The sequence below is a fragment of the Sediminicoccus sp. KRV36 genome (assembly GCF_023243115.1).
In the GTDB taxonomy this organism is placed as follows: Bacteria; Pseudomonadota; Alphaproteobacteria; order Acetobacterales; family Acetobacteraceae; genus Roseococcus.
The window spans coordinates 4,490,001-4,505,014 of record NZ_CP085081.1 but is presented as its reverse complement, the minus strand read 5'-3'; the positions used below and the strand labels follow the sequence as shown (position 1 = coordinate 4,505,014).

11 protein-coding genes (1 of these 11 only partly in view) are annotated in these 15,014 nt (G+C 68.6%); 6 read left to right on the top strand and 5 right to left on the bottom strand.

The window, feature by feature from the left end:
• Positions 1 to 86 precede the first annotated feature (86 nt).
• The 4 genes from xdhB to LHU95_RS21385 are packed head-to-tail and all read right to left on the bottom strand — an operon-like array spanning position 87 to position 5,500.
• Positions 87 to 2,372: a xanthine dehydrogenase molybdopterin binding subunit gene (gene xdhB, locus LHU95_RS21400; RefSeq protein ID WP_248711597.1), complete on the bottom strand. Its 2,286-nt coding sequence runs from the start codon at positions 2,370 to 2,372 to the stop codon at positions 87 to 89.
• Positions 2,372 to 3,730, bottom strand: coding sequence for an FAD binding domain-containing protein (locus LHU95_RS21395; RefSeq protein ID WP_248708979.1), 1,359 nt, complete (start codon positions 3,728 to 3,730; stop codon positions 2,372 to 2,374). The genes xdhB and LHU95_RS21395 overlap by 1 nt, the downstream gene beginning before the upstream one ends.
• A gap of 40 nt (positions 3,731 to 3,770) precedes the next feature.
• A complete protein-coding gene (locus LHU95_RS21390) occupies positions 3,771 to 4,349 on the bottom strand; it encodes an amino acid synthesis family protein (protein WP_248708978.1) in 579 nt (192 codons plus the stop codon).
• The gene (locus tag LHU95_RS21385) at positions 4,346 to 5,500 is read right to left on the bottom strand and encodes an amidohydrolase family protein (protein WP_248708977.1); all 1,155 of its coding nucleotides are present in this window, start codon (positions 5,498 to 5,500) and stop codon (positions 4,346 to 4,348) included. The genes LHU95_RS21390 and LHU95_RS21385 overlap by 4 nt, the downstream gene beginning before the upstream one ends.
• A 104-nt stretch (positions 5,501 to 5,604) precedes the next feature.
• Here LHU95_RS21385 and LHU95_RS21380 point away from each other — a divergent pair, with 104 nt between their 5' ends.
• The 5 genes from LHU95_RS21380 (at position 5,605) to LHU95_RS21360 (ending at position 12,322) form a co-directional block, all read left to right on the top strand.
• A complete protein-coding gene (locus LHU95_RS21380; RefSeq protein ID WP_248708976.1) occupies positions 5,605 to 6,333 on the top strand; it encodes an FAD binding domain-containing protein in 729 nt (242 codons plus the stop codon).
• Complete coding sequence (locus LHU95_RS21375) at positions 6,330 to 8,981, top strand: molybdopterin cofactor-binding domain-containing protein (RefSeq protein WP_248708975.1); 2,652 nt, start codon at positions 6,330 to 6,332, stop codon at positions 8,979 to 8,981. Before LHU95_RS21380 ends, LHU95_RS21375 begins: the two co-directional genes overlap by 4 nt.
• Positions 8,982 to 9,152: 171 nt before the next feature.
• Positions 9,153 to 10,622 carry a 6-hydroxynicotinate reductase gene (locus tag LHU95_RS21370; protein WP_248708974.1) on the top strand — a complete coding sequence of 490 codons (1,470 nt, stop codon included), beginning with the start codon at positions 9,153 to 9,155 and terminating at the stop codon, positions 10,620 to 10,622.
• Positions 10,619 to 11,515 (top strand): UPF0280 family protein, encoded by an 897-nt coding sequence (locus LHU95_RS21365; protein WP_248708973.1) that lies wholly within the window; start codon positions 10,619 to 10,621, stop codon positions 11,513 to 11,515. The genes LHU95_RS21370 and LHU95_RS21365 overlap by 4 nt, the downstream gene beginning before the upstream one ends.
• A gap of 102 nt (positions 11,516 to 11,617) precedes the next feature.
• Positions 11,618 to 12,322 (top strand): hypothetical protein, encoded by a 705-nt coding sequence (locus tag LHU95_RS21360; RefSeq protein ID WP_248708972.1) that lies wholly within the window; start codon positions 11,618 to 11,620, stop codon positions 12,320 to 12,322.
• A gap of 425 nt (positions 12,323 to 12,747) precedes the next feature.
• On the opposite strand, the gene LHU95_RS21355 is transcribed toward LHU95_RS21360, so the two are convergent.
• Positions 12,748 to 13,509, bottom strand: coding sequence for an MOSC domain-containing protein (locus LHU95_RS21355; protein ID WP_248708971.1), 762 nt, complete (start codon positions 13,507 to 13,509; stop codon positions 12,748 to 12,750).
• A 137-nt stretch (positions 13,510 to 13,646) separates the two neighbouring features.
• Between LHU95_RS21355 and clpB the strand changes: the two genes are divergently transcribed.
• Positions 13,647 to 15,014: the 5' portion of an ATP-dependent chaperone ClpB gene (clpB, locus tag LHU95_RS21350; RefSeq protein ID WP_248708970.1), read on the top strand. Its footprint extends 1,221 nt past the window's final position; the window shows 1,368 of its 2,589 coding nt (coding positions 1-1,368); its start codon is at positions 13,647 to 13,649; its stop codon lies beyond the right edge, outside the window.

Here is a 15,014-nt window from a genome sequence, read left to right as displayed (position 1 = left end):
GTCCCCTTATCTCTTGGCTTGCCACATTTCCGGGCAGCCTTACCGCCTGTATGGCGAGGCTGTGACTGGCTTGCAAGCGCCTTTCATCAAGCGGTTTTTTGTGCCCTCAAATTAAGCAGAAGCCGCTCGGGCGTGGCTGGCAAATCCAGATGCGCAACCCCTGCCGCGGCACGCAGTGCGTTGACCACCGCGGTCGCCAGCAGCAGCGGCGGCTCGCCCACCGCCTTGCTGCGGAAGATGGTCGCGGCCCGGTTGGGCGCGCCTTCCAGGAGGCGGGTGCTGAAGACCGGCGGCACATCGCGCGAGCCCGGGATCTTGTAGGTGGAGGGGCCAAGATTGCACTGGCGCCCCTCCGCATCCCAGAACAGCTCCTCGCTGGTCAGCCAGCCCAGCCCCTGCACGAAGGCGCCTTCGATCTGACCGAGGTCAATCGCTGGGTTCAGGCTGCGCCCGCAATCCTGCACGAGATGCGCCGAAAGGCAGCGATGCTCGCCGGTCAGCGTATCCAGGATCACCTCGGCCACCGCGGCGCCGTAGCTGAAATAGAAGAAGGGCGCGCCGCGCATCGCCTGCGCGTCCCAATGGATATCGGGCGTCTTGTAGAAGCCGGTGGCGGAGAGGCTGACGCGGGCCTTCCAGCAAAGCTTGGCGAGGTCCCCGAAGCCCAGCCGCTCATTGCTGCCCGGCCGCGCCGGAAAGACCGAGCCATTTTCAAAGATGACCTCCTCGGCCGCGCAGCCGAAATGTGCGGCGGCGACGCTGGCCATGCGTTCGCGCAGCGTGGTGGCCGCCGCATGGGCGGCCCAGCCATTGAGGTCGCTGCCGGTGCTGGCGGCGGTGGCACTGGTATTGGGGATTTCCGCCGTCGTCGTCGCGCTGATGCCGACCTGGCCGACGGGTACGGAGAACACCTCGGCCACCACCTGCGCCACCTTGATGAATAGGCCCTGCCCCATCTCGGTGCCGCCATGCGCGAGGCGGATCGAGCCATCGGTATAGATATGCACCAGCGCCCCGGCCTGGTTCAGATGCGGAATGCCGAAGCTGATGCCGAAGGCGCAGACGAAGCTGCCAAGCCCGCGGCGCAGCGTCGGGTGCGCGGCGTTGAAGGCGGCGATCTCGGCCTGCTTTTCGGCCCATCCCGCATCGCGCCTGGCCTCCGCCCAGACCCGCCGCGTCAGCTCCGGTTCCAGCGCTTGCCCATAGGGTGTGCGTGCGGCGATATTGATCGCACGCAGATCCTCGACGTCGCGGTCCAGATGCCGCGCGATGGCATGGAGCACCTCCTCCATCAGCAATGCGCCCTGTGGCCCGCCAAAGCCGCGAAATGCCGTGTTGCTGACGTGGTTGGTCTTCACCGCGCAGGCCGTGATCGTCACATCCGGCACGGCGTAGCAATTCAGCGCGTGGGTGACGGCCCGGAACACCACGCCGCCTGACATGTCGAGGCTATGCCCGCCATCGCCGGCCAGCAGGGCATCGAGAGCCAGGAGCTTGCCGTCGGAATCGAAGCCGACGTGCCAGCGATAGAGAAACGGATGCCGCTTGCCCGTCGCCGCCATGTCGGCGCAGCGTGGCAGGCGCAGCTTCACCGGTTGGCCAGTCAGCGCGGCCGCGGCGGCAGCTGCGGCGGCCACCCAGCTCGCATTGCTTTCCTTGCCGCCAAAGGCGCCGCCCATGCGGCGGCATTGCACGGTGACGCGGTGATAGGGCACGCCCAGCACGCGGGCGATGACATGCTGCCCCTCCGTCGGGTGCTGGGTGGAGGCATGCACCAGCATCTCGCCATCCTCGCCTGGAATGGCGAGCGTGATCTGGCCTTCCAGGTAGAAATGCTCCTGCCCGCCGGCCTGGAATTCGCCACGCAGCGCATGGGGCGCCCGGGCCAATGCGGCGGCGGCATCGCCCTCGCGGATGATCTGCGGCGGGATGATCCAGGCCTCGCGGGCCAGGCCCTCCTCGATGCTGAGGATGGGCGGCAGCATCGCGATGCGCGGTGTGATGGCGGCGGCGGCGCGAAGTGCCGCATCGCGCGTCCGTGCCACCACGAGCGCGATGGCCTGGCCGTGATGCTCCACAAGGTTTTCGGCCAGCATCGGCTCGCCGCTGCCAATGGGTGCGATGTCATTCTCGCCCGGAATATCGCGGGCGGTGATGATCCGCACCACGCCCGGCATGGCCGCCGCGGCCGCGGTCTCCAACCCCAGCAAATGCCCATGCGCGACGGGCGAGAGTGCCAGGGCCGCATGCAGCGTGCCGGCGGGCTCGGGCAGGTCATCTAGGAAGCGCGCCTCGCCCGTGGCGTGTTTCAGCGCGCTGTCATGGCGCATCGCCTGGCCGGCAAAGCGCAGCCTGGGTGTTGCGTCATCCATCACGCATGCACTTCGGCGGCGAGATGCGGATGGGTGTGGCGCAGTGCCACGCGGCGCAGCAATCCGCGTGCCGCTTCCAGGCGATACTCGGCGCTGGCGCGCGCATCGCTCATCGGCGTGAAATGCAGCGCGGCACCGGCCGCGCGCATTGCGGCGTCATCCAGGGTGCGGCCCTTCAGCGCAGCCTCGGCCGCAGGCGCGCGCTCGGCCCTGGCCGCCATGCCGCCGAAGGCGAGGCGCGCGTCCTGCACCACGCCATCGCGCAAGCTCAGGCAGGCGACCAGGGAGACGGCGCTGATATCCTGGTCATGCCGCCGCGAGAGTTTCTCCGCCGCCAGCAGCGCGCCGGCGGGTGGGCGTGGCAGATGGATGGCCAGGATCAGTTCGTCCGGCTGGAGCGCGTTGCGGCGATAGCCGGTGATGAAATCCTCCACCTTCAGGCGCCGTATGGCGCGCGGTGCGGCCAGCTCCACCTCGGCGTCCAGCGCGAGCAGGATGGGCAGCGCGTCGCCGATGGGGGAGGCGGTGCCAAGATTGCCGGCCACCGTACCCAGGCCCCGGATCTGTCGCGAGCCGAGCCGCGCCAGATAGGGTGCAAGCGGCGCGAAATCCACATCGGCGCGGCAGGCCGCCAGGAGTTCCGCATAGGGGGCGGCGGCGCCGATGCTGAGCCCCGTTGCACTGCGCGTGATGCCCTGCATCTCCGTCACGCTCAGCAGGCAGATGACCTCGGCCGGATGCTCGCGATGCTCGGCGAAGCGCAGGCCCAGATCGGTGCCGCCCATCAGCAGCCAGGCGGCGGGAAGGGCCGCGCGCAGGGCCAGCGCCTCGGCCAGGCTCGCCGGCAGGTGAAAGCCTCCGAAGCTTGCGCTGGAGCTTTGCGGCAGGGCGGGCGGCACGGCCTCCTCTTCCGCAAGGCTCGCCATGGCATCGAGGATCGGTCGATATCCGGTGCAGCGGCAAAGGTTGCCGGCCAGCGCCTCATGCGCCTCGCCGCCCTCGCTTGCTTGCGCCCAGGCGGACATCACGATGCCCGGCGTGCAGAAGCCGCATTGTGTCGCATCCGCCGCGGCCATGGCGCGCGGGATGGGGTGATCGGGCCCCAGCCCCTCGACGGTGCGGATGGCGCGGCCATGCAACTGGCCCAACGTGCAAAGGCAGGCATTGATGGGCGTGCGGGCGCTATCGGCAGCTTCCAGCACCACGGTGCACGCGCCGCAATCGCCCTCGGCGCAGCCTTCCTTGGTGCCGGTCATGCCTTGCGCGCGCAGCCAGTCGAGCAAGGTCTGGGTGGGCAAGGTTTCGCGCGGCAATTCGCGCGGAATCTGGTTCAGGGTGAAGCGGATGGCGTCATGCATGCAGTGCAGCATAAGTGACGCCTACCGAAGTTTCATCAGATTATCGCAAGCCATCCTGGCCGATGATCTCGCCCGTCGTCAGCCCGCCGACGCGCGGCAGTGGCCGCCCTCCCGTGGTCAGCGCCAGGCAGAGCAGGATTTCATCGCGCATCGGCGCATCGGTGAGCCGCGCCTCGATGGCGTCGAAATGGCTGCGCACGAAGGCGGCATCCTTGTGGCCGAGGGGGATGTCAATCGGCGTGCCCGGCCCGCCGCGCTTCTTGGCCGAAGGAATCAGCGCCGGCCCCTTGCCGAGTGCCGCGCGAACGGGCGCCCCCATCTTGGGATGCAGCAGGGCGGCGGCGTGTTCCAGCTCGCCATCCTCGCCCACGATGGCCGCCTTGCCGAAGCTGTGCACCTGGTCACCGGGGATGCCGAGGGCCGCGATGGCGCGCGCGGCGAGTTCGGCGCCGAGCGGCACACTGGCCTCGATCAGCTCCGAGAGGTCTTCCACATAGCGGCCGGCGAAGGGGTTCTTCAGCACCATGGCCGCGATGGCGCGGCGGATGGGGGGTGAGACCTCGCGCCCCATCTCCAGGCGCGTTTCCTCGACGCTCGTGAATATCTTGCGGATGATCATGACAGAACCACCGGAATGCGGGCCGCGGGCGGGGTGTTGCGGCTGCGCATGGTCTTCACCTCGCCATCCACCATCACCATGCCGATGCCGGGCAATTCGCCATAGGTGAAGGCCTCGCTCGCATCGCGGCCGGCGCCGCCGATGGGCGCGTCCAGGAACACCAGATCCGCCGCCGCCCCCAGCTTGATCACGCCGGCCTGGATGTTGCGCCAGCGCGCCGTATTGCCCCCCGCCGCCGCGATGGCGATGGCCGGATCCAGCCCGCCCAGCGAACAGAGCAGCGAGATGGTGCGCATCACGCCCAAGGGCTGCACGCCGGAGCCGGCGGGGCTGTCGGTGCCGATCACCAGCCGGTCCAGCCGGCCCATCTCGGTCAGCACCTTCAGCGCATGGATGGCGTTGCGCGGATTGCCATTGTGCACGATCTCGATGGCGCGATGGGTGCCGGCGATCACCTTGGTGAGTTCGGCGGCGGGCAGCGAAGTCGGGCCGCCATTGATATGCGCCACGATATCCGCATCGGCGGCGATCACCACCTCGGCCTGCATCAGGTTGGAGCCTGCAATGGAAGGCCCGCCGCAATGGATCATGGCATTCAGCCCGGCCTTGCGCGCCCAGCCCATGGTCTCCACCACCTCATCGGCTTCCTTGAGGGTGCCGAGGCCGATTTCGCCCAGCAGCGTGACACCGCCGGCCGCCATCTCCTGGTAATCGGCCTCGGTGAAGCCACGTTCGGGCACCGGCGCGCCGGCGATGACGCGTGCGCCCATCGGGCGAAACGCCGAGAAGCAGCGCTGGGCGGCGATGGCCAGCGCCTTCACCCCCACCGCATCCTTGGGGCGGCCGGGCAGATGCACCTCACCCGCGCTGATCAGCGTTGTCGTGCCGCCATGCACCATGGCCTCGATGAAGCCGAGCTGGTTTTGCCGCGGCGTCCAGTCGCCGAAGGCCGGGTGGACGTGATTGTCGATCAGCCCAGGCATGACGGCGCAGCCCTGGGCGTCGAACACCGTCTCGGCCTCGAAATCCTTCGCCGCTCCGATGCCGACGATCCTTCCGCCCTCGATCAGGATCGCTTCCGCATCGAGACGCGGTGCCGCGAAATCGCCCGAAAAGATGAGGCCAAGCCCCTTCACCAGTATGCGCGCCATGCCCGATCCCCTTAAGCTGCCACGACAGGTTACGTGCCGATGGAGCGCCGCGCCAAGGGGCCATCGCGTTGGAGGGATTGGGTTTGTATCGAAGGCCGCATGAGTTGTCCGCTGCGTTGGAAGCGCTGGCGCAAGGCCCCTGGCAGGTGATGGCGGGTGGGACTGATCTCTTTCCGGCCCGCGCGCATCGGGCGGCCTGGGGCAATCCGGAGCAGGCTGATCAGCTGGACATCACGGCCATTCCAGAGCTGCGCGGCATCACCCGCGCGCCGGATTCCTGGCGCATCGGCGCCGCCACCAGCTGGGCCAGCCTGCGCGATGCGGATCTGCCGCCCGGCTTTGACGCGCTGCGGGAAGCGGCACGCCAGGTGGGCGGGCGCCAGGTGCAGGCACGCGGGACCATTGGCGGCAACCTCTGCAACGCCTCGCCAGCGGCGGATGGCGTGCCGCCCCTGCTGGTGCTCGATGCGGAGGTGGAATTGGCCAGCCAGCGCGGCCGCCGTCGCCTGAAACTGGCGGAATTCATCTTGGGCAATCGCCGCACGGCGCGCGCGCCTGATGAGCTGCTGGTCGCGCTGCATGTGCCCATGGCGCGGGCCGCATGGCGTTCCGTGTTTCTCAAGCTGGGGGCGCGGGCGCATCTGGTGATTTCCATCGTCATGGTCGCCGCCAATGCCGAGGGGCGCATCGCCATCGGCTCCTGCTCGGAAGTGGCGCGCCTGTGGGGTGAGGGCGCGCTGACACCCATGGATGATGTGCGCGGCACGGCGGATTATCGCCGGGCGGCGGCCGCCGAACTGGTGGCGCGGGCCCGTGAAAGCCTCGCGGCATGACCGCCCTTCTGGTGAATGGCGTGCCGCGCGAACTGGCCCTCGATGGCGGCACGCGGCTGGCTGACGCGCTGCGGGATTCGCTGGGGCTGACCGGCACGAAGCTTGGCTGTGATGCGGGCGATTGCGGCGCCTGCACCGTGCTGGTGGATGGCGCCCAGGCCTGCGCCTGCCTGACACCGCTCGGCCAATGCGCGGGCGCCGAGGTCGAGACCATCGAGGGCATCGCTGCAACGCCCGAGGGCCAGGCCTTGATGGCGCGCTTCCATGCCCATGGCGCCGCGCAATGCGGCATCTGCACGCCGGGGATGATCGTCGCGGCCACGGAATTGCTGCGGCGAAATCCGACGCCCAGCGAAGCCGAGGTGGAACAGGCCCTGGGCGGCGTGCTCTGCCGTTGCACGGGCTACCGCCTGATCATCAACGCTGTCCGCGGCCTGGATGCGCATGCCGAGCTTGGCATGGTCGGCGCCCGGCTGCCGCGCGTGGATGGCCCGTCCAAGCTGGACGGCACGGAGCGCTACGGCGCCGATCTCGCCCCCGCCGATGCGCTCTGGATGCGCGCCATCCGCAGCCCGCATGCCCATGCGCGTTTCACCATCTCCGATGTGGCGGCGTTCCTGGCCGCGCATCCTGGCATTTCACGCCTTCTGACGGCGCGCGATGCTCCGGGCCGGAATGGCTACGGGATCTACCCGCACATCAAGGACCAGCCGGTTTTCGCTGATGGCGAAGCGCTGTATCGCGGTGATGCGGTGGCGGCGGTGATCGGCACGCGCGAGGCGGTGGAGGCACTCCGTTTCGAGGCGCTGCCCATCATCTGGGAGAAGCTGAAAGCCCTCGATGATCCGCGCGCGGCGCTGCAGGCGGCGGCGCTGCACGCCCAATTCCCCGACAATGTCCTGGCCGAGGGCCTGGTGCGCTGTGGCGATGTGGACGCCGCACTGGCCAGGGCCACGCATGTCGTGCAGGGCGATTGGCGAACGGGGTTTGTCGAGCATGCCTATATCGAACCGGAAGCCGGTTACGCGCGCCGCATCGGTGAGAGCATCGAAGTCTGGTCCAGCACCCAGGCCCCGGCGATGGACCGCGAGGAAGTGGCGGGCGTGCTTGGGCTCTCGATGGATGCGGTGCGGATCATCCCCTCGGCCTGTGGTGGTGGCTTTGGCGGCAAGCTGGATGCGGGCATCCAGCCCATGCTGGCCGTGGCCGCCTGGGTGATGGATCACCCGGTGCGGGCCATCTGGTCCCGCACCGAGAGCATGGCGGCCAGCACCAAGCGCCACCCCGCGCGCATCACCGCCCGCGCCGGATGCGACGCCGAGGGCCGCCTGGTCGCGCTGGATTTCGAGGGGCTTTACGACACCGGCGCCTATGCCAGTTGGGGCCCGACCGTGGCCGGCCGCGTGCCGGTGCACGCCACGGGCCCCTATCGCGTGCCGCATGTGCGCGCGCGGGCGCGGGCGGTGCATACGCATCAGCCGCCTGCCGGCGCGTTTCGTGGATTTGGTGTGCCGCAGGCGGCCATCGCGCAGGAGGGCTTGTGGGATCGCCTCGCCGATGCCTGTGGGCTGGATCGGCTGGAATTCCGCATTCGCAATGCGCTGGTGGCGGGCGACGTGACGGCGACGGGCCAGCGCCTGGAGCATTCGGCCGGGCAGCGGCTCTGCCTCGAAGCGCTGCGCCCCGCCTGGACGGCGCTGCGTGCGGAAGCGGCGGCGAAGAACGCCCAGGGCGGCGTGCTGCGGCATGGCGTGGGTGTGGCCGGCATGTGGTACGGCATCGGCAATACCGGCATGTCCAACCCGTCGGAGATGCGCCTGGTGCTCGGCACCGACGGGCGGATCACCTTCTTCAATGGCGCGGTGGATATCGGCCAGGGTTCCTCCACCGTGCTGGCGCAGATCGCGGCGGAGGCACTGGGCCTGCCCGTCGCGGCACTGGCCCATGTGAATGGCGATACCGCCACCACCCCGGATGCCGGCAAGACCAGCGCCTCTCGCCAGACCTTCGTCAGTGGCCGCGCCGCGATGGAAGCCGCACTTGATCTGCGCGCGAAGATCCTGCGCGGCAGCAATGGCGTGTTGGGCTGGAGCGGCGGGCTGACGCTGGATGGCGCGCCATTCCGGCCGGCCGCGCCCATCGAGGGGTTTGGCCGTTTTGACCCGCCGACGATCCCGCTCGACGCGAATGGGCAGGGCATTCCCTACGCCACCTATGGCTTCGCGGCGCAGCTCTGTGCGCTGGCCGTGGATGTGAAGCTCGGCACCGTGAAGTTGCAACGCTTTGTCGCCGCGCATGATGTGGGGCGTGCCATCAACCCCACGCTGGTGGAGGGACAGATCCATGGCGGCATCGCCCAGGGCATCGGCCTCGCGCTGATGGAGGAATACATCCCCGGCCGTACCGAGAATCTGCACGACTACCTGATCCCGAGCTTCGGCGACGTGCCGCCCATCGAGTGCATCCTGATCGAGGAGCGTGAGCCGCTGGGCCCCTATGGCGCCAAGGGCGTGGGCGAGCCCGCGCTGGTGGCGACGGCACCGGCCATCTTCTCGGCGATTCGCGATGCGACGGGGGCGGAGTGCCATCGCATTCCGGCGCTGCCGCATCGGGTTTTGGAAGCGCTGAAGGGGAAAGGCCGGTGGTAAAGATAAGAGGTCTCCGGCGGCTGGGGCCATGGGCCCCAGACCCCGATTGTTCAGTTTGCCCATCACCTTCGCCGCAGCGGCGCTTCGCCAGGGAACGGGGTCTGGGGCCCATGGCCCCAGCCGCCGGAGGCGGACGTCTCTCGCCATGAATCGGCGCAACGGAGATTTCACGTGGTAGACCGCACCTCCATCTTCGGCGCCGCCGAGGCCGATGGCATCGTCCGCTGCGATGCCTGCCCCGTGCTCTGCCGCATCCGCCCTGGCCGCGCCGGCGCCTGCCATCGCTACGCCAATGAGGAGGGCCGCCTGGTCCGCACCGACCCGCTGGTGCTGCTGACCCGGACGGACCAGCCGCTGGTGCCCTTCCTCGACGCCGCCGAGGCTTGGGATGGCGGCATCGCCCAAAACACCTTCGTCACCGCCATCGGCGCCGGCACCACCTATCCCGACTACAAGCCCGCCCCCTTCATCGTCAGCAGCATTCATGCGGGGGTGGATACCGTCACCGTCGTGACCGAGGGCATCTTCAGCTATTGCGGCCTGAAGGCGAAGATTGATACGGACCGCCATCTTGGTCCGGAAGCCGCCCGCGTGATGCATGAGGGCGAGCAGATCGGCCATGTCACCACCGCCGAATATGGCTCGCAGATGCTCAGTATCGGCGGCGTGCGGCATTTGACCGGCGGCTCGAAGCGCGAGGGGAATGTGACCTGCGCCGCCATGCTGGCCCTGGCGGGAAAACAGGCGATCGAGGTGCAGATCGAGGGCGGGTCCAAGCTGGTGCTGCAAGCGGGTGCGGCGCCCATCGTGAACGGCGTGCCGGAGCAGCGCATGCGGGTGGGTTGCGGCAGCGCGGCCGTGGGCATCTTCGCGCAGCAATGGCAGGGCCATGTGGATGAGGTGATCGTGGTGGATGACCACATCACCGGCGTCCTGACGGAGCACCAGGCCGGGAAATGCCTGAATATGCGCCCCTCCGGCATTCGTGTGCGCGGCCGCCGCTCCACGCCCGGGCGCTACTTCCAGGTGGCGCATCCCGGCACGGGCTGGGGCGGCACCGACGTGACCGATCCGCTGACGCTGATCGAAAGCATTGACCCCAAGCTCGCCTGGCCCGGCATGCGCCTGCTGCTGACCAGCACCACGGGCGAGGATTTCCTCTATGTGGAACTGGATGAGGCGCTGCGCCCCATCCCGGCCGCCGTTCCGGCCGCCATCGCGAAAAGCGTTGCCCGCATCGGGGAGAATTGCGAACCGGCGCTGACCTCCATCCTGTTCATGGCCGGGGCGGGGGGCTCGCTGCGGGCGGGCGTCACGGACAACCCCATCCTGTTGACGCGCGCGGTGCAGCGCGGTGAAGTCCGCATCACGATGGGGGGAGCGCCCTGCTACCTCTATCCGGGAGGCGGGATCACCCTCATGGCCGATGTGTTGCGACTGCCGGACAAGGCCTTTGGCTATGTGCCGACCCCCGCCTTGGTGGCGCCTCTGGAATTCACCTTGCGGGCCGACCTCTATGCCGCGATGGGCGGGCATCTGGGCCAGGCACTGAGCCTCGCTTCCTTGTTGGAACAATATGGCTCGGCCGCTGCCCAAGCGCCCTGGCCCGCCGGCAACCCCTGGCCGACAGCGCCGACATGACGCGCGCGCCGGATCATGAATGGCCTGCCCCGCGCCGCGCCTTGCTGCCCGATGGGCGGCTGCACCTGCAGGATGGCCCGATTGACCTGGTGATTGGCATTGAAGGCGCGCGCCCGGCCGTGCTGGAAGCGCGGGAGGCCGCCTGGCGGGCGCTGCATGGCGTGCTGCCTGGGCTCTCGCAGGAACTCTCTCTCTTGCGGGCGCCCCTGTTCGGCCGGATGCCCAGCCTGCGGCACCCGGTGGCGCAGCGCATGGCCGAGGCCGCCTGGCCGCACCGCATGCACTTCGTCACGCCCATGGTGGCGGTCGCCGGCGCGGTGGCCGAGCATGTGCTGCTGGCCATCATCGCGGTGCCGGGCATCAGCCTCGCGCATGTCAATAATGGTGGCGATATCGCGCTGCATCTCTCGCCCAGCAGCACCTTGCGGGTTGGCCTGGTCGAGGATCCGGCGCGGGCGGAATCGAGCGGCCTTGCGGTGATCCGTGGCGGGGATGCGGTGCGCGGCATCGCCACCTCAGGCTGGCGCGGGCGCAGCTTCAGCCGGGGCATTGCCGATGCCGTGACGGTTCTGGCGCTGCGGGCGCCGGAAGCGGATGCGGCGGCCAGCATCATCGCCAATGCGGTGGATGCCGACCATCCCGCCATCACCCGCCAACGGGCTTGCGACCTTGATCCCGACAGCGATCTCAAGGATTTGCCGGTGACCGTGGCGGTGGGAGAATTGCCGGCCGAAGTGGTGGCCGCGGCCCTGGAAGCGGGTGAGCGCTGCGCCGAAGGGCTGTTGGCGCGCGGCTTGATCCTGGGGGCCTGTCTGCGGCTGCAGGGGCGGTTGCGGCTGCTGGGTGCGGCGGGCGCGCTGGCCGCCATGGAGCAGACCGCGGCCCAGCCATAGGCCTCGGCCTCAACATGACGGGAAATCAATGTGACCGGAAAGCCGGATGGCGTGCATTCAGCGCGGATGCGGCCTAGCCTTACCAGCAATGTGGAGGCCTAGATGACCAAATTCGACCCCAGGCTCAGGCGACGTTTGCTGGTGCTGAACATCGCGGCACTGGGCGGGACCGCCGTCACCGCTGAAAGTCATGCCCAGGGAACCAAATCCGGCCCCCGTCCACCGCAGACCGGCGTGACCGATGCGGACCCGAATGACCAGCCCGGCAATGGCAGGGGTGGCAATGCGCCACGCCCCAATCAGGGCCAGGGACAGAGCGATTCCGACCCGAGCGATCCGCCGGGCCAGGGGCGCGGCGGCAATGCACCCCGGCAGGGTCAGAGCGATTCCGACCCGAACGATCCGCCCGGCCAGGGGCGCGGCGGCAATGCGCCCCGGCAAGGTCAGAGTGATTCCGACCCGACTGATCCTCCCGGCCAGGGGCGCGGTGGCAATGCGCCACGCCCCAATCAGGGCCAGGGACAGAGCGATTCCGACCCGAGCGATCCGCCGGGCCAGGGGCGCGGCGGCAATGCACCCCGGCAAGGTCAGAGCGATTCCGACCCGAACGATCCGCCCGGCCAGGGGCGTGGCGGCAATGCGCCACGCCAGGGCCAGCCGCGCGGCGTGAGCGACAGTGACCCGAATGACCCGGCCGGCGCTGGCCGCGGCGGCAACCGCCCTGCGCCAACTGGCCCCACCGACACCGACCCCAATGATCCGCCCGGACGCGGAAGGGGGGGCCGGCCCGAGCAGAAAGGGGCCTGAAGCGGCGGCTACCAGGCGGTCGCCGCTTCAGCGGACGGGCCAACGGGAATGCGGCTCCGGTGTGAGGCACGGCCTGCTCATGCGGGTGCCTGGTTCAGCAGGCTGGCTCCAGGCTGGCAGGTTGCTCAAAGAGGCGAGGCTTCGAGACGGTTTTGCCCTCTCGCCTTGTCTCCGCTTTGCGGCCAACTTCGCCAAGAAACAGAGTTTCTCGGATCGTCGATTTTGCGAACCCAGCTGATGAAGGTGCAGGAAACGAGTTTCCTGCCGGGGTGCTCGAGGGGCTGGCCCCTCGATCTCGTCCAAGGATTTTTTCGGCTGCCTGCCGGACCCGTGCCATGGGAAGCAAGGAGGGTGAAACGCCTCCCGGCCGTTGCTCGCACGCCGTTTCCGAGCCGCCTTGCGAGGCCGCACGGCTTGAACATGCGTCAGGTCGGGCTCAGCGCCTCCAGCGAATCCCCGATCGAAACCCGGCCGCCGTCCAGCACCTCCGCCTGAACACCAAGATCGGCATGGCCGAAATGCTCGCGCAGCACGCGGGGGGGCTTGGCGTCGCGTTCGGCTGTTTCGGGGTTCACCTCCGTGGCCGGGCAGCGGACGATGCGCTTCCAGACGCGCAGCCGCGCCTGGCCCAGCTGGATTTCCTGGCCCATCAGGTCGAAATCGCCCCATTCCTTCCCGCCGGAGACATAGATGTTAGCCCGGAAGCGAATCGGATCGAGCCGCATGCCGGCCGCCCGTTCCAAGGCGTGCAGGCTGGCCAGCGAGATGATCGAGACGGATTTCTGCGGGATATCGGTGAAGTTGTAGCCCGGCGCCTCGACGAAGCGCAGGCGGCCGCGGGCTTCCTCGCCCATGAATTGCGTCAGGTATTCCTCGGCGAGGTTGCGGCCCTCCGCCGTGTGGATATTGGCGATGAGCGGCTGGCCTTCGGCCGGGCGGATGGCCCATTCGCCGGTCTTGGGGTCATAGGCCGTGTGCAGCTTCGCCAGCCGCGCATTGGCCATGAGGCAGGCGAAATTGGTCTTGCGCATCCACACGGGTGCGGCCGTATCGAAGCCTGAATCGGCCTGGGCCAGGGCGAATTCCCGGTCATGCGGCAGGCATTGGCCGGGGGTGAGGGTCACCTCCTCCATCGCTTCGGCGGAGAAACCCTTCACCGGGTAACGGTAGATGTGTTCGACACGCATGGCTCAGACCTCGATTGCCCTTGAATCCCAGGCTCGCGCGTTACCACAATAACAGCAAGGCGGTGTTGCCCGATCGGGGACGCCGCCGGAACTGTCGCCCGTCGGGCGCGGGGAATTGTCGCCTCCAGGAGGGACCTATGGATATCGAGAAGTTTACCGAGCGCGCGCGCGGATTCATCCAAGCCGCCCAAACCATCGCCATTCGCGAGTATCATCAACAGCTGACGCCCGGGCATCTGCTCAAGGCGCTGCTGGATGATGAGCAGGGCGCGGCCTCCGGGCTGATCGCCGCGGCGGGGGGGGACACCAACGCCGTGCGCGGCGCCATCGAGGCCGAGCTGCGCAAGATTCCCGCCGTGCAGGGCGGGGGCGCCGGCCAGGCGCCGCAACTCACGCCCGAGCTGGTGCGCGCGCTGGACGCGGCACAGCAGGCCGCGACCAAGGGCGGCGACGCCTATGTGGCGCAGGATCGCATGCTGCTGGGCTTGGCCATTGCCGAAAGTGCCGCCTCGCGCGCGCTGAAGGCTGGCCGTGCCACCCCCGAGGCGCTGGAGGAGGCCATCACCCGCCTGCGCAAGGGCCGTAAGGTGGATGCGCCGGCCGCCGAGGAGAGCTTCGACGCGCTGAAGAAATACGCCCGCGACCTGACCGAGGCCGCGCGGACCGGCAAGCTCGACCCTGTGATCGGGCGGGACGAGGAGATTCGTCGCGCCATCCAGGTGCTGGCCCGCCGCACCAAGAACAATCCGGTGCTGATCGGCGAGCCTGGGGTGGGCAAGACCGCTATCGTCGAGGGGCTGGCCATCCGCATCGCCAAGGGCGACGTGCCGGAGGCGCTGAAAAACAAGCGCGTGATGTCCGTGGATTTGGGCGCCATGGTGGCGGGTGCGAAGTATCGCGGCGAATTCGAGGAACGGCTGAAGGGCCTGCTGAAAGAAGTCGAAGATGCGGCTGGCCAGGTGATCCTGTTCATTGATGAGCTGCACACGCTGATCGGCGCGGGCAAGGCGGATGGCGCGATGGATGCGTCCAACTTGCTGAAGCCGGCCTTGGCTCGGGGTGAGCTGCATTGCATTGGTGCCACCACGCTCGATGAATACAGAAAGCATATCGAGAAGGACGCGGCGCTGGCACGTCGTTTCCAACCCGTGATGGTGGGTGAGCCGAGTGTCGCGGACACCGTCAGCATCCTGCGCGGCATTCGCGAGAAGTATGAGCTGCACCACGGTGTGCGCATCACCGATGGCGCGCTGGTGGCCGCGGCGACGCTGAGCAATCGCTACATCACTGACCGATTCCTGCCCGACAAGGCGATTGACCTGGTGGATGAGGCCGCGTCCCGCCTGCGGATGGAAGTGGACAGCAAGCCTGAGGAGCTGGACGAGCTGGACCGCCGTCTGCTGCAGCTCAAGATCGAGCGCGAGGCGCTGAAGCGCGAGGAGGATGCTGCGTCCAGGGATCGCCTGGTGAAGCTGGAGGCGGAGCTCTCGGAGTTGGCCGAGAAA

Coding starts and splice junctions, on each gene's coding strand:
- LHU95_RS21355 (WP_248708971.1), bottom strand. CDS start 13,509: ATGCGTGTCGAACACATCTACCGTTACCCGGTGAAGGGTTTCTCCGCC.
- LHU95_RS21390 (WP_248708978.1), bottom strand. CDS start 4,349: ATGATCATCCGCAAGATATTCACGAGCGTCGAGGAAACGCGCCTGGAG.
- LHU95_RS21360 (WP_248708972.1), top strand. CDS start 11,618: ATGACCAAATTCGACCCCAGGCTCAGGCGACGTTTGCTGGTGCTGAAC.
- xdhB (WP_248711597.1), bottom strand. CDS start 2,372: ATGGATGACGCAACACCCAGGCTGCGCTTTGCCGGCCAGGCGATGCGC.
- LHU95_RS21385 (WP_248708977.1), bottom strand. CDS start 5,500: ATGGCGCGCATACTGGTGAAGGGGCTTGGCCTCATCTTTTCGGGCGAT.
- LHU95_RS21395 (WP_248708979.1), bottom strand. CDS start 3,730: ATGCATGACGCCATCCGCTTCACCCTGAACCAGATTCCGCGCGAATTG.
- LHU95_RS21375 (WP_248708975.1), top strand. CDS start 6,330: ATGACCGCCCTTCTGGTGAATGGCGTGCCGCGCGAACTGGCCCTCGAT.
- LHU95_RS21365 (WP_248708973.1), top strand. CDS start 10,619: ATGACGCGCGCGCCGGATCATGAATGGCCTGCCCCGCGCCGCGCCTTG.